General features: G+C 60.1%; 25 protein-coding genes. 5 read left to right on the top strand and 20 right to left on the bottom strand.

Annotated elements, in window-relative coordinates; all coding sequences use genetic code 11:
- Window positions 1-75: 75 nt before the first annotated feature.
- Together FHX06_RS08580 and FHX06_RS08585 are read right to left on the bottom strand one after the other, a co-directional pair.
- A complete protein-coding gene (locus FHX06_RS08580) occupies window positions 76-654 on the bottom strand; it encodes an acyloxyacyl hydrolase (RefSeq protein WP_112547744.1) in 579 nt (192 codons plus the stop codon).
- A gap of 125 nt (window positions 655-779) precedes the next feature.
- Window positions 780-2198, bottom strand: a complete 1419-nt coding sequence (locus tag FHX06_RS08585; RefSeq protein ID WP_112547743.1) for a PLP-dependent aminotransferase family protein — start codon at window positions 2196-2198, stop codon at window positions 780-782.
- An 80-nt stretch (window positions 2199-2278) separates the two neighbouring features.
- Between FHX06_RS08585 and FHX06_RS08590 the strand changes: the two genes are divergently transcribed.
- Window positions 2279-2539, top strand: coding sequence for a DUF1127 domain-containing protein (locus FHX06_RS08590; protein WP_113213194.1), 261 nt, complete (start codon window positions 2279-2281; stop codon window positions 2537-2539).
- A 93-nt stretch (window positions 2540-2632) separates the two neighbouring features.
- On the opposite strand, the gene FHX06_RS08595 is transcribed toward FHX06_RS08590, so the two are convergent.
- The 7 genes from FHX06_RS08595 to FHX06_RS08625 all read right to left on the bottom strand — a co-directional run bounded on the left by FHX06_RS08595 (window position 2633) and on the right by FHX06_RS08625 (window position 8552).
- On the bottom strand, window positions 2633-3037 hold the full coding sequence (locus FHX06_RS08595) for a hypothetical protein (RefSeq protein WP_113117016.1): 405 nt from the start codon (window positions 3035-3037) through the stop codon (window positions 2633-2635).
- 22 nt (window positions 3038-3059) lie between these two features.
- On the bottom strand, window positions 3060-3731 hold the full coding sequence (gene purQ / locus FHX06_RS08600; protein ID WP_113213195.1) for a phosphoribosylformylglycinamidine synthase subunit PurQ: 672 nt from the start codon (window positions 3729-3731) through the stop codon (window positions 3060-3062).
- A complete protein-coding gene (locus tag FHX06_RS08605) occupies window positions 3728-4279 on the bottom strand; it encodes an RNA 2'-phosphotransferase (protein ID WP_183878941.1) in 552 nt (183 codons plus the stop codon). The genes purQ and FHX06_RS08605 overlap by 4 nt, the downstream gene beginning before the upstream one ends.
- A 45-nt stretch (window positions 4280-4324) precedes the next feature.
- A complete protein-coding gene (gene purS, locus FHX06_RS08610; protein WP_007826230.1) occupies window positions 4325-4567 on the bottom strand; it encodes a phosphoribosylformylglycinamidine synthase subunit PurS in 243 nt (80 codons plus the stop codon).
- Window positions 4568-4587: 20 nt separating this feature from the next.
- Entirely contained in the window at window positions 4588-5352 is a 765-nt protein-coding gene (gene purC, locus FHX06_RS08615; RefSeq protein WP_007826228.1) for a phosphoribosylaminoimidazolesuccinocarboxamide synthase, read from the bottom strand.
- Window positions 5353-5583: 231 nt separating this feature from the next.
- The gene (locus FHX06_RS08620; protein ID WP_113117018.1) at window positions 5584-7887 is read right to left on the bottom strand and encodes a putative bifunctional diguanylate cyclase/phosphodiesterase; all 2304 of its coding nucleotides are present in this window, start codon (window positions 7885-7887) and stop codon (window positions 5584-5586) included.
- A 110-nt stretch (window positions 7888-7997) separates the two neighbouring features.
- Entirely contained in the window at window positions 7998-8552 is a 555-nt protein-coding gene (locus FHX06_RS08625; RefSeq protein ID WP_112547737.1) for an RBBP9/YdeN family alpha/beta hydrolase, read from the bottom strand.
- 162 nt (window positions 8553-8714) lie between these two features.
- Between FHX06_RS08625 and FHX06_RS08630 the strand changes: the two genes are divergently transcribed.
- The gene (locus FHX06_RS08630; protein WP_112547736.1) at window positions 8715-9518 is read left to right on the top strand and encodes a DUF2189 domain-containing protein; all 804 of its coding nucleotides are present in this window, start codon (window positions 8715-8717) and stop codon (window positions 9516-9518) included.
- 118 nt (window positions 9519-9636) lie between these two features.
- Window positions 9637-10104: a low affinity iron permease family protein gene (locus FHX06_RS08635; protein WP_113206253.1), complete on the top strand. Its 468-nt coding sequence runs from the start codon at window positions 9637-9639 to the stop codon at window positions 10102-10104.
- A gap of 45 nt (window positions 10105-10149) precedes the next feature.
- On the opposite strand, the gene purB is transcribed toward FHX06_RS08635, so the two are convergent.
- The 5 genes from purB to FHX06_RS08660 all read right to left on the bottom strand — a co-directional run bounded on the left by purB (window position 10150) and on the right by FHX06_RS08660 (window position 14557).
- Entirely contained in the window at window positions 10150-11457 is a 1308-nt protein-coding gene (gene purB, locus FHX06_RS08640; RefSeq protein WP_183878943.1) for an adenylosuccinate lyase, read from the bottom strand.
- A 62-nt stretch (window positions 11458-11519) separates the two neighbouring features.
- Window positions 11520-12005, bottom strand: a complete 486-nt coding sequence (locus tag FHX06_RS08645) for a hypothetical protein (protein ID WP_183878945.1) — start codon at window positions 12003-12005, stop codon at window positions 11520-11522.
- Between the two features lie 2 nt (window positions 12006-12007).
- Window positions 12008-12736, bottom strand: coding sequence for a DUF2259 domain-containing protein (locus tag FHX06_RS08650; RefSeq protein WP_113117021.1), 729 nt, complete (start codon window positions 12734-12736; stop codon window positions 12008-12010).
- Window positions 12736-13413, bottom strand: coding sequence for a ribulose-phosphate 3-epimerase (rpe, locus tag FHX06_RS08655; protein WP_113117022.1), 678 nt, complete (start codon window positions 13411-13413; stop codon window positions 12736-12738). The genes FHX06_RS08650 and rpe overlap by 1 nt, the downstream gene beginning before the upstream one ends.
- 61 nt (window positions 13414-13474) lie before the next feature.
- Window positions 13475-14557 carry an ABC transporter substrate-binding protein gene (locus FHX06_RS08660; RefSeq protein ID WP_113213198.1) on the bottom strand — a complete coding sequence of 361 codons (1083 nt, stop codon included), beginning with the start codon at window positions 14555-14557 and terminating at the stop codon, window positions 13475-13477.
- A gap of 172 nt (window positions 14558-14729) precedes the next feature.
- Here FHX06_RS08660 and FHX06_RS08665 point away from each other — a divergent pair, with 172 nt between their 5' ends.
- Both FHX06_RS08665 and FHX06_RS08670 read left to right on the top strand, forming a co-directional pair.
- Entirely contained in the window at window positions 14730-15224 is a 495-nt protein-coding gene (locus tag FHX06_RS08665) for a flavin reductase (RefSeq protein ID WP_112547729.1), read from the top strand.
- A gap of 10 nt (window positions 15225-15234) precedes the next feature.
- Window positions 15235-15552, top strand: coding sequence for a TfoX/Sxy family protein (locus tag FHX06_RS08670; RefSeq protein ID WP_112547728.1), 318 nt, complete (start codon window positions 15235-15237; stop codon window positions 15550-15552).
- Between the two features lie 182 nt (window positions 15553-15734).
- Here FHX06_RS08670 and FHX06_RS08675 read toward each other — a convergent pair whose 3' ends face one another.
- From FHX06_RS08675 to FHX06_RS08700, 6 genes are all read right to left on the bottom strand, one after another.
- Entirely contained in the window at window positions 15735-16208 is a 474-nt protein-coding gene (locus tag FHX06_RS08675; protein ID WP_162738596.1) for a hypothetical protein, read from the bottom strand.
- A 101-nt stretch (window positions 16209-16309) separates the two neighbouring features.
- Window positions 16310-16762 (bottom strand): NUDIX domain-containing protein, encoded by a 453-nt coding sequence (locus tag FHX06_RS08680; protein ID WP_113015839.1) that lies wholly within the window; start codon window positions 16760-16762, stop codon window positions 16310-16312.
- 8 nt (window positions 16763-16770) lie between these two features.
- Window positions 16771-18318, bottom strand: coding sequence for a DEAD/DEAH box helicase (locus FHX06_RS08685; RefSeq protein ID WP_183878946.1), 1548 nt, complete (start codon window positions 18316-18318; stop codon window positions 16771-16773).
- 97 nt (window positions 18319-18415) lie between these two features.
- Window positions 18416-19735, bottom strand: a complete 1320-nt coding sequence (locus tag FHX06_RS08690) for a peptidoglycan DD-metalloendopeptidase family protein (protein WP_113213200.1) — start codon at window positions 19733-19735, stop codon at window positions 18416-18418.
- A gap of 106 nt (window positions 19736-19841) precedes the next feature.
- Window positions 19842-20660 carry a ferritin-like domain-containing protein gene (locus tag FHX06_RS08695; protein ID WP_112547724.1) on the bottom strand — a complete coding sequence of 273 codons (819 nt, stop codon included), beginning with the start codon at window positions 20658-20660 and terminating at the stop codon, window positions 19842-19844.
- The gene (locus FHX06_RS08700) at window positions 20657-21130 is read right to left on the bottom strand and encodes a peroxiredoxin (protein ID WP_112547723.1); all 474 of its coding nucleotides are present in this window, start codon (window positions 21128-21130) and stop codon (window positions 20657-20659) included. Before FHX06_RS08700 ends, FHX06_RS08695 begins: the two co-directional genes overlap by 4 nt.
- Window positions 21131-21174: the final 44 nt, after the last annotated feature.

Genomic DNA, 21174 nt, shown 5'->3' on the forward strand with positions numbered 1-21174 from the left:
ACAGGAAAATGCCTGCCATCAACAGAGGGCAGGCATCAAGGAATTTGCAGCCATGTCGTGAACGGTCGCGGCCGATCAGAATTTGTAGCCGACCATCAGTCCGGCGCGGGTCATGCCGTCGTTCGGACCGTCGCAGAGATTGGCATTCGAGGAATGCGCAAGCTGCGCCATCAGGTTCCAATTGCTGGTAAAACGATAGCCGGCGCCGAGATATTCGTGGAAGAGCACGCGACAGCCGAGATCAGGACCGTCGTCATTTCCCCTGATATCACCGGTATGGATGACGCCGCCGAAACCGGCTTCGGCAAAGATCTTGTCGCTGAGATCGACGGTCCAGGTGAAACCGGCGAAAAACTGCGTGGCTTCGCCCTCAGTGCCGATCGACGTGCCGACATGGACGCGCGGATGCATGAGCTGCTGCTTCCAGCCTGTGGCCTGCTCGAAACCGAAGGGATCGAAGAGGGCCGTAATCTCCGGGAAAACGCCGTCTTCTCGGGAATGACCACCTTGAACGGAGGCGGAGGCGCCGAAGCGCAATTCGTCGAAGATCCTGCCTGCGGCATGCGCCGATGACATTCCCAAGCTGCTGGCAACAACTGCGGCTGACGCGATACTCGACAGGCGTAGCAGGCATGAACGGAAATCGGATTTCATCTGCTGTCCTTTGATTCCCGCTTAAACAGCGGAATGGGACAGAGGTAACATCCGGGTGTCAGCGGTAAAGCGCGGGTGTTCCAGTTATGGTCGTTTCCACGGCCCTGACACCAAATTGCAACAGGTCAGATTTCCCCATCATAGGCGGAGCCGCCGTTTTCCAGTAGACGTTTCAATATCATAAGCCCTGACAACATCTCGTTTCTATCCTTCGGCGAGGAGATTCCGATGCGCACGCGGTGATAGACCTTCTCTCCACGGGCCGCCTTGAACTCATCCTCATCGTCTACCAGAACGCCATCCCGGTAGGCGGCGTTCTTGAACGTGCCGGACATCCAGGGCTCGGGAAGTTTCAGCCACAGGAAGGGCGCATGCGGATGGGATTCGAACTCGAAACCCTGCAACTGCTCGCGCGCAAGCTTCACACGGACTGACAGCTCTGCAACGCTTGCATTGCGGATCTCGTGCGCCTTCCCGCTCTGGATCAGCCGCGCGCATGTTTCGGCCAGAATGAAGGGCAGGCCGCCCGTGACCATCTTGTGGGTGACCTTGATGCGCTGGGCGAAATGCGGCGGGCAGGCGACCCAGCCGCCACGCACGCCGGCGGCAACCGACTTCGACAGGCCGTTGACCAGGAAAGTGCGATCGGGCGCGATTGCCGCGAGCAACGGCGTAGCGTCATTGGCCATGCCGCCATAGAGATCATCCTCGATGATCCATACACCATGCCGCCTGGCGATATCGGCAATGGCGACGCGCCGTTCATAGGGCATGATCGCAAGCGTCGGATTGTGGACCGTCGGCATCAGGAAGATCAGCTTCGGATGCTGCTGCAGGCAGAGCCGCTCGAAATCCTCGGGAATGACACCGTTCTCATCCGACTCCACAGTCAGCGTGCGCCGGCCGAGGAGGCGGACGCTGCGGCTGACCTGCGTATAGGTGAGGTTCTCGAAGACGATCTTGTCACCGGGCGCAGACACGGCGGCTATGACCGATATGGCGGCTGCATGCGCGCCGAGCGTCGGAACAACGTTTTCGACGTCCGGCGACCAGCCGGCACGGGCCAGCCACAGGCGGCCGGCTTCGAACCAGTTGCGCGGGAAGCTGCGCGAATAGGAGGAGATTTCCGCCAGATGCTGCTCGCCGATCTCTGCCATGATGCCGGCGATGATCTTGCCCTGACCGAGATCGGGGGCGGCGGTCGTGTCGAAGCGAAGCTTGTTCGCCGGAGCATCCGCAATGCGGGTGCCACTCAGCGAAAGTGTAACGGGATCCACCTGTTCGCTCGGCGGTGTATCGGCGCGGTCGAGGACATAGGTGCCGCGGCCAACTTCGCCGGCGACGAGACCGCGCTCATGGACCAGTGCATAGGCACGACCGATTGTTCCGATTGTCACCCCGATGTCATAGGCAAGATTTCGCTGCGGCGGCAGCTTGCTGCCTGCCGGCAATGCACCGGAAGCAATGGCGGATTCGATATTGTCCGCGAGCCGCATATAGACCGGGCCGGAGCCCTGCGAGAGATCTGGGAGCCAATTTGTCATGGTGACAATGAATAGATTGTCACCCTCACACTGTCAAGACTATGTGACAATCACGAAGACGGAAACAACAGGAGCAAGGGATGTCCGTTGTACCTCAAATGAAGGGTGATATTGTATCGATTGTCTCTATCGATAGCCCGCACGAAATTGTCCTCCCGAGGCAGGCGCCGGCCACGACTCAGCTCGGCCGCTTGTGGGCAAGCTTGCTTCTGTGGCGCCAGAAGCGGGAGGGACGCCGGGCGCTACGCGGACTGACGGCGGATCAGCTCAAGGATATCGGCCTGTCGCGCTCCGACGCCGCACGCGAGGTCAGCAAGTCGTTTTTCTGGGATCAAGGCTGAAGCATTTCCCTTTTCTCGAAAACGGGAAATGCTCCATCCATTACTTCAAGCAATACCGGGCGCAAAACCGCTGCGCGATTTTGCTGAATTGCTCTAGCTGCAGGCGCGGTTGCCGCCCGACCAGCGGGTGACATCGGCAGCGATGCGGCCGGCGACCGGCTCGGACATCATCGGACCGAAAGCCTGCATCTTGGCCGGATTGCCTTCGGCCTGCACCACGAGCAGCGGCCGGCTTTCCGGGCTGCCCTTGTGCACCACGAGGATGCGCGGGCGGCCGGAGAAGGAATTGAGTTCCGGTGCGAGCCTGTAAGCGGCGAAAGCTGCGTCGCCCGACTTGAACCAGCAGCTATTGGCGCCGAGCGCCACACGTTCCATGGTCGACAACGCACTGCGGTCCGGCCCCTTTACGGGTGTCGAGGACTGGCAGGCAGCGACGAGCGCGGCAAGGGCGGCAAAGGCAGCGGCGTTAGTGATGGCTGCGAAAAGGCGAGGGCGCATCTATCTTGCTCTTCGACAGAAATTAGGCGGCGATGACGTCGAGCGCCGAGGCGAAGAGGCCGCGGCCATCCGAACCGCCATGGGCGGCTTCGATGAGATTTTCCGGATGCGGCATCATGCCGAGAACATTGCCCTCGGTATTCATGACGCCGGCGATATCGTTGACCGAACCATTCGGGTTGGTGCCATCGGCATAGCGGAAAACGACCTGGCCGTTGCCCTCGATGGCGGCCAGCGTTTCCGTATCGGCAAAATAGTTGCCGTCGTGATGGGCGACGGGGCAACGGATGATCTGGCCCTTTGCATAGGCACGGGAGAAATCCGTTTCGGCATTGACGACTTCGAGCTTGATCTCGCGGCAGACGAATTTCAGCGAGGCGTTGCGCATCAACGCGCCCGGCAGCAGGCCGGCCTCGACGAGGATCTGGAAGCCGTTGCAGACACCCAGCACCTTCACGCCCTGGTTCGCCTTCTCGATGATTGCCTGCATGACCGGCATGCGGGCAGCAATGGCGCCGCAACGCAGATAATCACCGTAGGAGAAGCCGCCGGGAATAACGATCAGGTCGACGTCAGGGATTTCCGTCTCCGTCTGCCAGATCGTCACCGGCTGGTGCCCGGAGATCTTGGTGAGAGCGGCGATCATGTCACGATCGCGATTGAGGCCCGGAAGTTGAACGACGGCTGATTTCATAAGGTCCCCGCATTTGGCGAAAGATATTGAACTGGAACGCTTTCGGCGAGCCATACTCCATTGTCCGAGACAAAGAAAGAATGACCTTCTGAAAACATGCGGGCTGCGTCTACACGCAGGATTATATGGTCGCCCTTGCGGCGCGTCGCGACGACCTTCGCCGTCTGCGCATCCGCAGAGAGATGGACGTGATGCCGTTCCATCTTCTTCAGGCCTTCGCGCTCGATCAGCGGCCAGTTCAGCAGCGACGTGCCGTGAAAGAGTATTGCCGGCGGCTCGACCGCCTTCAATGCCAGATCGACTTCGACACTATGGCCCTGATTGGCGCGAATTCTGTTATCGACCAGCGCAAAGCGCTTCTTCGGGCTGTTTTCGATGATCCCGATAATATCGTCGCGGATCACGTCGAATTTCGATGTCACCGCCTTTTCGAAATCATCGAAGGATACCCATCCCTCGGCATCGAGCATCAGGCCTGCGGCTTCCGGCGCATGGCGCAAAACATAGCTCATGAATTTCGAGACTTCCGTCTCCAGCTTTGCCTGCATGACGCTTCATCCTGAAGGCCCGCCCATGCGGCGGGCCTATGATCGTCAGTCGATCGCGATCGCGTAATTCTCGATGACCGTGTTTGCGAGCAGCTTTTCGCACATGGCCTTGAGATCCGCCTCAGCCTTGGCCTTGTCGGTGCCTTCGAGCTCGAGGTCGAAAACCTTGCCCTGGCGGACATGGCCGACGCCGCCGAAGCCGAGGGCGCCGAGCGCGCCTTCGATGGCCTTGCCCTGAGGATCGAGAACGCCGTTTTTCAGCGTGACGGTGACGCGAGCCTTGATCACGTGTTTTTCCCTGCTTTTACTTACTTGACCAGAACGGGGCCTGTGCCGCGCACGGGCTCGTTTTCATTGATGATGCCGAGACGGCGGGCAACTTCGGAATAGGCTTCCAGCAGACCGCCCATATCGCGGCGGAAGAGGTCCTTGTCCATCTTCTTGTGTGTCTCGATATCCCATAGGCGGCAGCTGTCAGGCGAGATTTCGTCAGCCAGGATGATGCGCATCATGTCGCCTTCGAAGAGGCGGCCGCATTCGATCTTGAAATCGACGAGCTGGATGCCGACGCCGAGGAAGAGGCCGGTCATGAAGTCGTTGACGCGGATGGCGAGCGCCATGATGTCATCGAGCTCAGCCGGATTGGCCCAGCCGAAGGCGGTGATGTGCTCTTCGGAGACCATCGGGTCCTCGAGCGCATCCGACTTGTAATAGAATTCGATGATCGAACGCGGCAGGACCACGCCTTCCTCGATGCCGAGACGCTTGGCGAGCGAGCCGGCAGCGACATTGCGCACGACGATCTCGAGCGGGATCATCTCCACTTCCTTGATCAGCTGCTCGCGCATGTTGAGCCGGCGGATGAAGTGGGTGGGAATGCCGATCTTGTTCAGATGGCTGAAGATATATTCAGAAATACGGTTGTTGAGGACGCCCTTGCCATCAATGACTTCGTGTTTCTTCTTGTTGAAAGCAGTGGCATCGTCCTTGAAGAACTGGATCAGCGTGCCCGGTTCAGGTCCCTCATACAGAATCTTTGCCTTGCCCTCGTAGATACGGCGGCGACGGTTCATTGTGGTTATTCTCTAACTGTTGGCGCTCTTGGGATAGTGCGCGTGGATCGATCTCGTGGCGTCCCCTTAAAGGAAAAGAGAGAGTTTCACAATCCGCCTGTCACTCCTTCCCCGGTTTCCGGCCTTGGGCGGGAAAACCGCAAAGAGAATCGAAATCTTGCCAGGAGGAGACTACCGCCTTTTTCTTTACGGTGGAATGAAGGCAAAATCTCGGAGGGTTTATACAGGGCTTTATCTGGAGGCCGTCTTGGAGACAGGCCGATCGACCGAGCGGCGCAGATCCCTCTGCAGCGCGCGCGCTTCCCCCTCCGACCGCCGCCAGCTTTCGCCACGGATGAAAGCCGGAATCTGCAGGCCGGACATCGGCCGGGCGAGGGCGTAACCCTGCAGCATGTCGCAGCCGAGCTCCTGAAGGATGCGGACGTGATCGACCGTCTCGACGCCTTCTGCGGTAACGAGAATATTCAACGAGCGGCCGATGTCGATGATCGAGCGAACGAGCTTGCGCTGCTCGCCCGATTGCGGCAGCCGGCTGATGAGTTCGCGGTCGATCTTCAGTGTTTTCGGGCTCAACCGCAGCAGACTGACGATCGAGGCATGGCCGGTGCCGAAATCATCGACCTCGATATCGATACCGAGCTTCTTCAGCTTCTTGAGATTGGCGGTAACCGCCTCGTCGCAATCATCGAGCGAGATCGATTCCAGCAGTTCGAAGGAGACCGTGCCGGGCTCGATCTTGAGGGAACGCAGCTTCTTGCCGAGCTGCGGATCGGATAGTCTCCGGCCGGAGACATTGACGGAGATGCGGGGAATGGCGAAGCCTTCGCGGATCCAGGTTTTCCGGTCGGCGATTGCCTGTTCCAGGATGAGCGCATCGATGATGGAGACGACGTCGAGGTCTTCGGCAATGTCGAGGAAGCGATCGGGGGCGAGCAGGCCATGTTCGGGATGCTGCCAGCGAGCCAGCGTCTCGATACCCGCGATATCGAGCGTGCGGGCATCGAACTGCGGCTGGTAAAAGGGCACGAATTCATTGCGCTCCAGGCCGATCAGGATTTCATCGGCCAGGCGCTTGGCCGTCAGGATCGTGCGGCGCGCTGCATTGGAGAAGAATTCGTGGCGGTTACGGCCGGAGCCTTTCGCCCGGTAGAGGGCGATATCGGCGTTGAGCAGGAGCTGTTTTTCATCGAGCTTGGGGCCGCTGTCGATCGCGATACCGATGCTGGCACCGAAGCGGCAATCATGTCCCTCGTATTTGATGGGCTTGCGCAGCTCGCGGATGATGCGCTCGGCGACGGTGGCGATCTTCTTGGACGCGGTGTCGACGATGCAGAGAACGACGAATTCATCGCCACCGATGCGGGCGACGAAGTCGGTGGCACGAATGGAGTCGCGCAGCACCTTGGCGGCGTGTTTCAGCATATGATCGCCGGCGCGGTGGCCGAGCGTGTCGTTGATCTGCTTGAAGCGGTCGAGATCGATATGAAGGACGGCAAGCGCCAGACCTTCCTCGCGACAATGGGCGGAGCGTTCCTCCAGCATCTTGTCGAGATAGCGGCGGTTCGGCAGGCCGGTCAGATAGTCGTGGAACGCCAGATGCTCGATGCTTTCCTTGGCGGCTTCGAGTTCACGGTTGCGGGCTTCGGCAAGATCCTTGGCGCGCCGCAACTCGTTGCGCAGCGCCACTTCCTCCGTGACGTCCCAATTGGCGCCGATCAGCTTGCGGCAGCCATTGCCGTCGACGAAGAAGGCACCACGGGCGCGAATGATGCGCAAGGCACCGTCACCCCTGATGATTCGGAATTCGTGATTGAAGCCGGTCTGGTCGCGGACATGGCGCTCGACAGTGCCAAGCACGCGCTCGCGATCCTCGGGATGGATTGCGTCAGGCCATGCAGTTACGGCCGAGAGATGATCGATGCCCTTCAGGCCGTAGATGGCAATGAGACGCTCGTCCCATTCGACGGTCCCGTGGTCGATGTCGGCCTCGAAAACGCCGATGTCGCTGATCTGCAAAGCAAGGTCGAGGCGGCGGGAGAGCTGCGCCAGCATCTCCTGCGTTTCCTTGCGTGCGGTGATGTCGGTATCCGTGCCGACGACGCGCTGGGCTGTGCCGTTCTCATCCCATTCGACTGGCGCGCCGCGGCACTCGATCCAGACCCAGTGGCCGTCCTTGTGGCGCTCGCGATACTCGAAGACATGATAATCCGGATCACCGGCATTCTGGCGCTCGATGGCGTCGACGACAAAATCGCGATCGTCGGGATGGACGAGTTGCAGCCAGGCTTCGTACTCGCCGTCGGCCTCCTCGTCAGGGGCCATGCCGCGAATACTCTTCCAGGTCTGCGAATAGTATTTCTTGTCGAGACGATAATTGTGGTCCCAGACGCCGAGGCCGGAACCGACGAGCGCGTAGTTCCATCGGCTTTCGCGCTCGTTGATATCTGAATCGTCCGTGTAGCTTGCGAACCCGTCAGCAGCCTGTTCGTCGCGATTGACATCGGCGGCGGTTTTGGGCGGATGGCTTTGCTTCACGGGGCGCGCTCTCGCTTTTCTGGCGTCAGCGCAGTCTGCGGTCTTTCCATTAAGAAATGCTTAGAAAGCGATCGCTTAATTCACTGGAAATGCCGGATTTTTTGGCTTCCTCAGCCGGGCAGGCGGCTCAGAAACTGGGCAAAGACCATCGTGCCTTCCGGCCAGGGGCCGTGACCAGATTCGGCATTGATGTGGCCGGACTCGCCGGCATCCACCAAGAAGGAACCCCAGCTATTTGCGATATCATCGGCATGCTCGTAAGTGCCGAAAGGATCGTTGCGGCTGGCGACAGTGATCGAGGGGAAGGGCAGCGGATCGCGCGGGTAGGGACCGAAGGTCATGAGATGCTTCGGACGAATATCGGGATTGGCGACATCGGGCGGCGCCACGAAGAAGGCGCCGGCAACGCGCTTCTGAAACATCGGGATTGCATGGATCACCGAGGGCACGCCGAGGGAATGGGCAACGAGTACCACGGGGCGAGTGGAAGCATTGACCGCTTCGGCGATGCGGACGCTCCAATCCTCGCGCACGGGCTTGGACCATTCCGCCTGCTCCACGCGGCGCGCGGTGCTCAATTTTGCCTCCCAGCGGCTCTGCCAATGGTCGGGACCGGAGTTGGTGTAGCCGGGAATGATGAGGATATCTGCGTCTGAAGCTCTCATAATGTCGCCGATGTGAGAAAGCTTGACCGCGATGTCAAGGGAAAGAGCGACTTAGCTCAAGAAATTTGCTATGGTGGCTGCATGCCGGTTGCGTTCTCGTGTCGGCCCGCTTTGTGCCGCCACATTCGCCTCCGGCTCATCTTGGCTGAGGAGGAGAAAGCCATGACGACATTTCATGTCATGACGGGTGCCGGTGAGAACTTCGCACGGCCCGTGGTTAACAGGATCAGCATTGCCGACGTCTTCGACGCGCTCAGGCTCGGTTTCGAGGATTTCCGCGAGAAGCCTTCGCACTACGTTTTCCTGTGTCTCATGTATCCGATCGCCGGCATCTTCCTGACGATGCTGAGTTCGGGCGCCAATCTCGCACCGATGATCTTTCCGCTGATGTCGGGCTTCGTGCTGATCGGGCCAATTGCCGCGATCGGCCTCTACGAAATCAGCCGCCGGCGCGAGGCCGGGCTCGATTCCTCCTGGACACATGCACTCGACGTGCGCCATTCGCCGGCTCTGCCGTCGATCATCGCCGTCGGCCTCCTGCTGTTTGGGATGTTCACCGTCTGGCTGGTCACGGCGCAGACCATCTACGCAAACCTCCTCGGAGAGGTCTTCCCGCGCTCCATGTCGCTCTTCGTTCAGCAGGTATTCGGTACGCCGGAAGGCATGCAGCTGATCCTGTGGGGCAATCTGGTTGGCCTCGGCTTTGCCCTCGTCGTTCTGGCGATCACCGTCGTCACCTTCCCGATGCTGCTCGACAGGGATTGCGGGGCGGTGGCTGCGATGGTCGCTTCGGTCCGGGCAACCTTCATCAATCCGATACCGGTGCTGCTCTGGGGCCTGATCGTAGCGGTGGCACTCGTCATCGGCACGATCCCGCTCTTCATCGGCCTCGCACTCGTCATCCCCATCCTCGGCCATGCGACCTGGCATCTTTACCGCAAGCTGATCAGCCGCGAAGCCATGTGACGCCAGCATTCCCGGGGTATGGCGAATTCACGCGATACCCCGGATTTTCGATATAGGCTGGAACCTCGGAACCCTCCCTGGAGTTTGTTTTGCGCCGACTTCGAAGGAGGATTTCAAGGTGACTGTACGCCATGCATTCGCCCGCTTCGCCACGAAGATATCGGAGTGGGCGGGCAAGCCGGTAACCTTCATTCTGGCACTCATCGCGGTGATCATCTGGGCTGCCCTCGGCCCTGTCTTCGGCTATTCGGAAACCTGGCAGCTGGTGATCAACACCGGCACGACGATCATTACCTTCCTGATGGTCTTCGTGCTGCAGAATGCGCAGACACGCGATACACGGGCCATCCAGGCGAAGCTCAACGAAATCATCCTCACGAGCCACGCCGAGAACCGCTTCATCGGCATCGAAAATCTCGACGAGGAGGACCTCAAGCATCTCGACCGCCTGGTGGCGAAGGCCGCCAAAGGCCGGGGCGCGACAGAGATTTGCGAGATATCGGAAGAGCCGGCCGATACGCCGGTGGAAAAGCCGGAGAAAAAGAAGCGCGCTGCACCGGCGACCTCATCCCGGAAGCGAAAATGAAAACGGCGCCTCACGGGCGCCGTCTCATGACATGTGTTGTGTCGATCAAGCTTCGCCAAAAACGCGGCGGAAGATCGTGTCGACATGCTTGGTGTGATAACCGAGATCGAACTTCTCACGCAGATCCGCCTGGGAGAGCGCGGCACGCACCTCGGCGTCGGCCAGCAGCTCCTCAAGGAAATCCTTGCCCTGTTCCCAGACCTTCATCGCATTGCGCTGCACGAGGCGATAGGCATCCTCGCGGGAGGTGCCGGCCTGCGTCAGCGCCAGGAGAACGCGCTGCGAATGCACAAGGCCGCGGAACTTGTCGAGGTTCTTCATCATGTTCTCGGGGTAGACCACGAGCTTTTCGATGACGCCGGCCAGACGGTTGAGTGCGAAATCGAGGGTGATGGTCGTATCCGGGCCGATGGCGCGCTCGACGCTCGAATGGCTGATATCGCGCTCGTGCCAGAGCGCCACGTTTTCCATTGCGGGAACAACCGACATGCGTACGAGGCGAGCAAGGCCCGTCAGGTTTTCGGTCAGGACCGGGTTGCGCTTGTGCGGCATGGCCGACGAGCCCTTCTGGCCTGGCGAGAAGAACTCCTCGGCTTCCAGCACTTCGGTGCGCTGCATGTGGCGGATCTCGATCGCCACATTTTCGATCGATGAGCCGATGACACCGAGCGTGGCGAAGAACATCGCATGGCGGTCACGCGGGATGACCTGCGTGGAGACAGGCTCCGGAACGAGGCCGAGGGCGGCGCAGACATGCTCTTCGACGACAGGATCGATGTTGGCGAAGGTGCCGACGGCGCCGGAAATGGCGCCGGTCGCGATTTCCGCACGGGCAGCGACGAGGCGGGCGCGGTTGCGGCTCATCTCGGCATAGAAGCGAGCGAAGGTGAGGCCCATCGTCGTCGGCTCGGCGTGAATGCCATGGCTGCGGCCGATGCGAATCGTATCCTTGTGCTCGAAGGCACGGGCCTTCAGGGCGGCGAGAACGCGGTCCATGTCGGCGAGCAGTATATCGGCAGCGCGCACGAGCTGGATGTTCAGGGTGGTGTCGAGCACGTCCGACGAGGTCATGCCCTGGTGGACGAAACGGGCGTCGGGGCCGACGATTTCGGCAAGATGGGTGAGGAAGGCGATGACGTCATGCTTGGTCACGGCCTCGATCTCATCGATGCGGGCAACATCGAAGGTCGCCTTGCCACCTTTTTCCCAGATGGTGGCGGCGGCCGATTTCGGGATCACACCGAGGTCCGCAAGCGCATCACAGGCATGAGCCTCGATCTCGAACCAGATGCGGAACTTGGTTTCGGGAGACCAGATGGCGACCATCTCGGGCCGGGAATAACGAGGGATCATGGGCGAGCGCCTTCATTTCGTGACAGTAGCTGCGGCCCCTGTAGCAAAGACGGCCGGCAATCTCAACGCATGCGTTTGGCAAGAGCGTAGCTGGTGGCAAGCAAACAGACCAAACCGACGGGCAAAAACAGTCCCAGACCGAGAACGAGGAACTGGTAGACGGCACTTGCACCGGTGAAGACGAACTGGAACATCCAGATGACGGAACCGAGCGGCGAATGCCAGCGGGAATAAAAGATCCGGTAGTCCATGGCGAAGAGAAAGGCCGTCATGAGGATCGTGCCTGTCGTCATCGCCAGGAAGAAGGCTGCGAAACGCGTCTCCATATCTCGACGGAGCGCGAAGTAGCGCCCGGCGATCAGATTGAAGGGCCAGGAAAGCAGGCCGCCGCCGAAATAGAGCAGCGCCAGATCGAGCACATGGCTCGTCTCCATGCCATTGCGCAGGTAGAGCCCGGCCATTGCCGAGACCAGCATCTGGGCGCCCCAGAGCGGGGCGCCGATGAAAAGTTCGGATAAGGGCGGCCACGCCGCCCGCAGACGGTTCATTCTCAGGGGTGTACCGGAACGGCGATCCAGCGGCCGTTGCGGCCGTCAGGAGATGCACTCAGCGCCAGGATGAGGGCGATATGGACGGGCTTGCCCGATTCAGGCTGATAGACGAGGGCGCCGCCCATGCGGTATTCCACCGGGCAGCCGCGGTCGGCCGGGATAGCCTTGTCCTCGTGGACGAGCTGGCGGTTCGGTGCACCGTCCTTCTCGATGAGCTGCAGCGTAAAGCCGACGACGTGGTTCATGCCCTTGCAGGCATCGGGCGTCGCGACCTGGGCATCGCCCAGCAGCAGCGTATAGGCTCCACGCGCAGGACCGTCGGTTGCAAGCGTCGTATAGCGGATCGTCTTCATCGGCGAGCCGAGCTCGGTCGGCGGGTTGAAGGCGGCGATCAGGCCCGGATTGGTCAGAAGGTCGTATTTGTCCATCTGCTGGCGTGCTGCCGTCAGGTTCTGGCGGCGGGCCTTGGACAGATCGGCATCCTTGTCCGTCAATTCCAGATGGAAGGGCGTGCCCTCGAGATCGGCACCGGTGTCGGTATCGATGAAATAGGTATCCGAATAGGGGACCTTGCCATCCTTCATGCCGAATTCCTGGAAGGCAAAGACCTTGCCATCCGCGGAAAAGCCGACGGGCTGCACATTGGCGATATCGCCGGCTGAGGCCGTGGCAGCCATGCCGGTCAGCAGGGCGGCAAGAAATCCACCCATGAACATGCGCTTCGTCATCAGCGAGCCCCCTCAGCCGCGTTGCGAAGGGCGGTAATGGCCTGGCGATAGGCCTCGACCGAGCCGCCCTTGAAAATTGCCGATCCGGCAACGAGCACGTTGCCGCCGGCCTTTGCCACGGCAGGTGCGGTATCGACCGTCACGCCGCCATCCACCTCAAGCTCGATCGGGCGGTCACCGATCAGTGACTTTGCCGCAGCGATCTTGTCTACCATTGCCGGAATGAATTTCTGGCCGCCGAAACCGGGGTTGACGGACATAATGAGAATGAGGTCGACATCGTCAAGCACGTTCTCGACCACCGAGAGCGGCGTTGCCGGATTGAGCGTGACGCCGACCTTCTTGCCGAGATGGCGGATCGTCTGCAGCGAGCGGTGCAGGTGTGGTCCGGCCTCCGCATGCACGGTGATGCGGTCACAGCCGGCCTTTGCGAAGGCTTCCAGGTAGGGGTCTGCAGGCGAAATCATCAGATGGCAGTCGAAGGTCGCATCCGTATAGGAACGCAGCGACTTGATGACATCGGGGCCGAAGGAAATGTTCGGCACGAAATGGCCGTCCATGACGTCGAGATGGATCCAGTCGGCGCCGGCCGCGGTAACGTTGCGCACTTCCTCGCCGAGCTTTGCGAAATCGGCGGCCAGGATCGATGGGGCGATGCGGATGGGCAGTGTCGTCATGGGTCTGGATCTCCATCTCAACCGTCAGCAGGCGCGCCGCCTCACGGCAAGTTTCAACAGGTCAGTCCGTCCCGTCGGTCGGCGGAACGAAAGCATCGCCGCGCCATTCGAGAAGACGATAGGGATTTTGCGCCAGCTCATGGGCCGGTGTGAAGGTCACTGGGCCGATCGGCGTATTGAATTGCGTCCCGATCAGCTTTTCCGCCACCGGCTTGCCCTCAGCCACCGCCGGCTGCACAGCCTGATCGGCAATCAGCGCTGCGGCTGCGGCCGGCAGGACATAACCTTCCGGCTCGGTCCCCGCGGCGCGCAGGGCCCCGGCGGCCGCGGCTGCATCCGGCAGAAGCGCATATTCGGGGATGACGACGGCACGCACGCCATCTGCCAGCGCGAGCGGCTGGTTTGCCGCGCGCATCGCATCGCCGCTCAGAATGTCGAGCGCGATGTTTTCGGCCTTCGCGTCACGGGCGATGGTGGCGACATCGTTTCTGTCCCCGCCGATGAAGACCTTGGTGGCACCGGCCCGCTTCAGGCGGCGCACGAGGCCGATCTGCTGCTCCTGTCCCGGCCGGTAGGTGTCGGTAAAAACGGGCTTCAGGCCATTTTCTTCGAGCGCGTTGCGCACGGCTTCCGTCAGTTCGCGGCCGTGGATCGTGCCGTCCTCGATAAGGGCGATCGGAGACGCCGTCCATTGCTGCAGGATGATCTGGATGACCTTGGCGGCTTCATCGCTGTCCTGCGGGCCCAGACGGAAGAGGGGCCAGCCGTTCTTCAGCGAATCCTCCATCAGGATGCGCGAGCGCACGGACACCGTGATGACGGGAATATTGGCGTCCTTCAGCTTCGGCAGGGCGCCTTCCAGCGTCTCGCTGCAAAGGAAGCCGATAGCGACCTGGACCTTGGCTGCGATCAGTGCATCGGCGACCGCCTGGCCGCTATTGTCCTGGCAAGTTTCGGGGACAGGAACGACCGTATCGCCCGCCTGTCGGATCTGGAAATTCGCGCCGGAAAAAATCTGGGCGCCAAGCGAGGCAAAAGTGCCGTCCTGTGGCGCGACAACGCCAATCGTCACGCCGGCCGCGCGGCTTTCGGCCGTCAACGCCATGAGCGACAGAAGGGCGGCTATGACACGCAGGCTCATCATGAAAGGTGCAGGTCTCTCGTCTTGTCCATGCCCTTTTATCCGCACGGCGGCAATCGTCAAAGAAAAACAAGCGTATTCTGCAGCTTTTGGCGGGTGCTATTGTAGAAAATGTAACCGATGCCCGCCATATTGGGAAAATAACAAAAACAAGACACTGATTGTGGAGAAGCATGTGTTGAACAGGCAGCATATCGATCCCGGCCTCTATCGCGATGCCATGAGCCGCTATGCAGGCCATGTGCAGCTGGTGACTACGGCGCTCGGCGAAGCGCGGCGCGGGGTCACGATCACGGCCGCCTGCTCGGTCTCCGACAATCCGGCTTCGGTTCTCGTCTGCCTCAACAATACCAATGTGAAGAACGAGATCTTCTGGCGCAGCGGCATCTTCGCGCTGAACTCGCTCGGCGCCCACCATGAAGGCGTTGCCGATGCCTTTTCGGGCCGTACGCAGCTCGAAAACGACGAGCGTTTTCAGAGCGCCCGCTTCGAGACGCTGGTAACGGGCGCGCCAGTCCTTGCCGATGCACTTGCCGTTTTCGATTGCCGGGTGACCGATATCAAGGAAATGCCGACCCACAATGTCATTTTCGGCGAGGTCGCTGCCGTGCGCTTTACCGAAATACATCCGGCACTGCTTTATCTGAACCGCGGCTATCACTCGGTATAGGTCTGAAGCGATGGACAATGCCGGCATCGAGGAAATGTTTCAGTCGCTTGGACCCGTCACCATCAAGCGCATGTTCGGCGGCAAGGGCATCTACCATCTCGGCCGTATCCTGGCGCTCGAGGTGCGCGACGAAATCCTGCTGAAGGCCGATGAAGAGAGCGCGCCGGAATTTGCCGCGGCAGGCGCCAGCCAATGGTTCTACGAGGGCAAGAAGGGCGCTCCGGTGAAGATGCCCTACTGGAGCATCCCCGACGAAGCCTATGACGACCCAGATGTCATGGCGCGCTGGGTGCGGCTTGCCTACGAAGCTGCGCTGCGGGCCGAATAGCTGCAATTCTGCATCACGGGGCGTTTACGGAAGAAGCGGTACCTTTTCTTCGATTGAAAGGCCTAATTCAATATTCCCAGGCCTTTATCTGCACGACCGCCAGTGCCACTTTATGATGTAGTCGTTCCAAGTTTTCATATGGATAGATTCCGCTTAAGCGAAATCCATCCATATGAAATCATTTATAAAAAAGATGACATCGCCACAACAAATCTGAGTTTTTGATCGACGGAGTCAACCACAAAGCGAAAAGTTTTAAGATGGAGGTAACCCGATGTCGGCAATCTGTAGTCGTAAATTCCATTATCCCACTGTGTGGAACGGCTACGAAAGAATGAAAAATTTTTGGCAAGAAACTTGAAGTAAGCCATATCTGGCGTGATCGTATAATCCAAATCGACACTCGTTGATGTGATTGTATCAAAAATACGATTAGCCTCTTCTATTATTGAATCATCTTCAGTTTGCTGGGATGAAAATAAAATGAGAAGGCTCTGCGAATTAAAAACACTTTTCTGGTTGGAAGTCAGTATTGCATCGCCAGACGACGGCATATTCTGTTGCGTCGGGTGTAACGCTTGCCCAGTAGACGTCGCTTCAAAAGCGAAACCGGAGATTCCTAGCAAAAGCAAAGACCGTATAAAATAAACAGACATGGAACCGTCCTGAAAGCGCATCAGTCTTATATACAACGGCTATATGACGACTATCGCAATTGCAACCTGGTCGTCATACTCAGGAGGAGGACTGATTATTCTTATCCGGGCGGCAGCCGTTCATCTAGTTCCATGCCGCGTTCCGCTGCTGGCAAAGCAGCGATCGCGGCCTTCGTGAAAGCCGACAGCGGCTCCGGCAGGTCGGCAAGACCGAACCAGCCAAAATCCGACAGCTTGTCCGGTTCCGTCAGTTGCGGTTCACCCGTTACTTCGCGGGCGATATAGAGAAGGGAAATCCAGTGCTGGCGGTCGGCATCGATGATCTGCTCGGTAGAGCCGATCCGCTCGACGCGGCCGATTGTGAGGCCCGTTTCTTCTTCGGCTTCGCGGCGCGCGGCTTCCTCAGCGGGCTCCATATGGTCGACCTTGCCGCCGACGATATTCCAGTAGCCAGCTTCAGGCGGATTCACGCGCTTGTAGAGAAGGATCTTGCCGTCGCGCAAAATCACCAGACCTACACCGAGGCCTGGGAAATCAATGCCGGGCTTGCCCATTGAGGGTCTCAGATCTTGGCGTTGGCCGCGATCAGCATGAAGGCAGGAATGTCGTCGCCGAACCCGACCGGTGTGGGGCCATCGTCATGATCACGGTGACGGCGACGCTCGCGATTGTCGTCGTTTGCCGGATAGGGCCGACCGCCGCGCGCATTGTTCTGCGGCTTCTGTTCTGCTTTGCGCTCGTTCTTCACGCTGTCGGCCTTTGCTGCTGCTTCCACGACTTCGCCACCATTATCTTCGGCGTTGATATCAGATTTATGACTCGAAGACCGGCGCTCGCGGCCACGATCCTTATCCCGCTCACGGCCCTTGCCGCGACGGGGAGAGCGCTCGCTGTCGCGGCTCTCTTCGGCCGGCGGCAGGGCGGCGAGATCGCCGCTCAGCCATTCGACCTTTTCGCCGATCAGCTTTTCGATCGCGTCGGCATGTTTCTGGTCGCGGCGCGTGACGATGGTGAAGGAGGCCCCTAAACGACCGGCGCGGCCGGTACGGCCAATGCGGTGAACATAGTCTTCGGAGTGAATCGGCACGTCGAAATTGAAGACGTGGCTGACATCGGGAATATCGAGGCCGCGGGCGGCGACGTCGGAGGCAACGAGCAGCTTGATGTTGCCGTCCTTGAAATTGGAAAGCATGGTCATGCGCGAGCGCTGGTCCATGTCGCCGTGCAGGGCGCCGACGGAGAAGCCGTGGCGGTCCAGCGAACGGAAGAGTTCGGCGACATCCTTCTTGCGGTTGCAGAAGATGATCGCATTCTTGAGATCTTCCTGGGCGCGGATGAGATCGCGCAGGACGGCGCGCTTCTCGTAATCCTTGTCGTGCGAGGCGACGAAGCGCTGCGTGATCGTGCTCGATGCCGAGGCCGGCTTGGAGACCTCGATACGCTCCGGATTCTGCAGGAAGCGGTCCGCGAGCTTCTGGATTTCCGGCGGCATGGTGGCCGAGAAGAACAGCGTCTGGCGGGTGAAGGGGATCAGCTTGGCGATGCGTTCGATATCGGGAATGAAGCCCATGTCGAGCATGCGGTCGGCTTCATCGATGACGAGAATTTCAACACCGCTCATCAGGAGCTTGCCGCGCTCGAAATGGTCGAGAAGTCGGCCGGGGGTGCAGATCAGCACGTCCGCGCCGCGCTCCAGCTTGCGGTCCTGATCTTCAAAGGAAACGCCGCCAATGAGCAGGGCGACGTTGAGGCGGTGGTTCTTACCGTATTTTTCGAAATTTTCGGCAACCTGGGCGGCCAGTTCGCGGGTCGGCTCCAGGATCAGGGTCCGGGGCATGCGGGCGCGGGCACGGCCTTTTTCCAGAAGCGACAACATGGGAAGAACGAAGGAAGCCGTCTTGCCGGTGCCGGTCTGCGCGATACCGCAGATATCGCGGCGCTCCAGCGCGAAGGGAATTGCCCCGGCCTGAATGGGAGTGGGGATCGTGTAGCCCGCATCGGTAACAGCGGAGAGCACTTTGGGGCTCAAACCAAGTTCAGCAAATGTCGTCAAAGGGAAAACTGTTTCCGTTTCGTTCGGCCGGTCTCTGGCGAGTCGGCAGGATTGCATGCCGCAATGTGGGCGACATATTCCGAAACGGCCGGCAAGTCAAGGAATAGCGTCTCCACCCCAGGTAGCGAGGTGAAGCATTCGTTACCGCGACCGGCTATTTTATATAAGTGGCAAGTTTAAGGCCGGCATTCATGAAATAGATCGGATCGACCGCATGTCCATCCTGGCGCACCTCATAATGCAGATGCGTACCCGTTGAACGGCCCGTGCTGCCGGCAAGCCCGATGACATTGTTGCGGCCAACCGTATCGCCGACCTTGACCAGAATTTCCGACATATGGCCGTAGCGCGTCGAAATGCCGTTGCCATGATCGACCTCGACCATGTTGCCGTAGCCTCCGGTCCAGCCGGCTGCAATCACCTTGCCCGGCGCGGTCGGGCGGATCCTTTCCCCCGGCGAGAAGCGGAAGTCGATGCCGGAATGAAGCGCAAGCCGGCCGAGGAAGGGATCGCGCCGGTTGCCGAAGGGGCTGGTGACTTCCTTGCCGATGGCCGGATTGCGGAAGGGCAGGGATTCCGCGGTGCTGCGCACCGCTTCCAGACGCGTCAGCGCGCCATCGAGCTGGATCAGCGAATTGTTGAAATCGTCGTTGCTTTCGGGCTCCACATATGGGCCACCAACTGCGTCTTCGTCTTCCTTGGCGGCGATCGTCTCGGCCGGAACGGCGATATGGAAGCGGTCCAGCACGCCTTCGATCGTATTGGCGGCGTTGCCGGCGTCACTCGTCAGCTGGTCGATGCGGCTCTTCTGATCCTGCTCGACGGTCTTCAGCGAGATCGTGACCTTCGAAAAGATGCGGTCGGCGCGGTCGCCGACGGTTTCTTCTGCGGGAACAAAGGCAAGCGTGGAATTGTCGGGGGTTTCGGCGTCGGCCGGTTTGCCGTCGCCTGCCAGCATCTTTTCAATTGCCAGCGCGCCGCCGGTCAGCGACGCACGTTTGTCCTTGATGTCAGGCGCATAGGACTGCGCCGGGATATCGGTCGCCGGAGCATCCTTGCTCGTCAGACCGGAGCTTTCGGCGCGGTCAAGCAGGTTGTCGAGCTTTCCGTGGCGCGAGGTCAGCGCCATCTGCTGCTCCATCAGCTTGTCGACCTTGTCCTCGACGACCTGCTGATCGAGAAGCTGGCGGGAGGTGATGCGGTCGACCTGGGCACGCAGTGCCGCGATGCGATCCTCATAGTCGTGCTGCATACGGGCCTGGCGGGCCATGGTCGCGCCGATCAGATCGTCGCGCAGCACGAGGTAGGAGGTGGCGAGCAGGTAGCCGATCGAAAAGACCCCGACGAAGCAGAAAGCCAATGCCGCCATCCAGGGTTTGACCGTCATGTGACGCACCTTGTCGCCACTCGCAAGAATAAGGACGTGTTCCTGCGACCTCTTGCCGAATACCCGACTGTGATGTCCGTTCGTCACCGAGGATCCCCCGAAGATTCGCTTTTTAGCGCCTGCCCCATTGGGAGATGATTACATACTTTTATGGTTAACAGCCGGTTTACGTCAGCAAGCCAGAGCTTACCAATCAGCTCTGGCTGGTCGAGGTCAGTGCCCTGTAGAAGGAGGGCGTCAGCCCGGCTTCGGCGCGCGCCACATCATTGAACGGCGCCTTCAGCGGACCGCGGAAATTGGCACGCACCAGTTCCTGAAAAGTCCTTGCCGGATCACGCTTTTCACGGGCGCAGAGGAAGCGGAACCATTTGGCGCCGACGGCGACATGGCCCTTCTCGTCATTGTAGATGACGTCGAGCACCGCCGCGCTTTCGAGATCGCCGGTTTCGCGCATCTTGGCCTGCAGGGCAGGCGTGACATCCAGTCCGCGCGCCTCGAGAATCAGCGGCACGACGGCAAGGCGGGCGGTGAGATCGTTGCGGGTCGAGTGCGCTGCCTGCCAAAGGCCATCGTGGGCTGGCAGATCGCCATAGTCGGCGCCGAGATCATTGAGGCGCTTGCGCACCATGCGGAAATGCTTGGCCTCTTCAAAGGCAACCTGCATCCAGCCGTCGAAGAAAGAGTTCGGCACATGCGCCGAGGCAAATCGAGCCACGATGTCGAGTGCCAGGTCGACGGCATTGAGCTCGATATGGGCAATCGCGTGGAGCAGGGCGATACGGCCAGGCACGGTATGCAGCGAGCGCTTCTCGACCTGGGTCGGCGGCACCAGCAGAGGCTTTTCCGGCCTGCCGGGGCGCTCGGGCAGCGGTGCATCCAGCGGCGAGCGCAGCGAGATGCGCCGGGCGAACCACCTGTTAGCACTTTCCTGCGCCAGTTCCGTCTTGCGGTCGAGATCTGCCGAACGGATTGCATCGATCGCGCCACCGCGCAGCGAGGTGATCGCCGTCACGCAGCGAGGTTCCTGACGGCTGCCAGCACCGTTTCGGCGTGCCCCGCGACCTTCACCTTCTGCCAGATGGTGGCGATGGTGCCGTCCCTGCGGATCAGGAACGTGGTACGTTCGACGCCCATGAAGGTGCGGCCATACATCTTCTTTTCCTTCCACACGCCATAGGCCTGCAGCACCGTCTTATCCTCGTCCGATGCGAGTGCCACCGTCAGCTTGTGCTTCTTGATGAAGCGGTCGTGGCAGGCGGCCGAATCGGGCGACATGCCGACGATGGCAGCGCCGGCGGCTGCAAACTCATCTGCAAGTGCGGTAAAATCCAGAGATTCCGTCGTGCAGCCCGTCGTGTCGTCCTTGGGGTAGAAGAAAAGCACCACCGGCTTGCCATGATAATCGGAGAGCGAAATATGCCCGCCGCCGTCGCGCGGGAGGCTGAAATCGGGAGCACGGGAGCCAATACCGGGTGCGGACATCTCAAAACTTTCTTTTGCCGGGTTTAGGAGAGATACTATATCGA

This window comes from Rhizobium sp. BK512 (genome assembly GCF_014194915.1).
Taxonomy (GTDB): Bacteria; Pseudomonadota; Alphaproteobacteria; order Rhizobiales; family Rhizobiaceae; genus Rhizobium.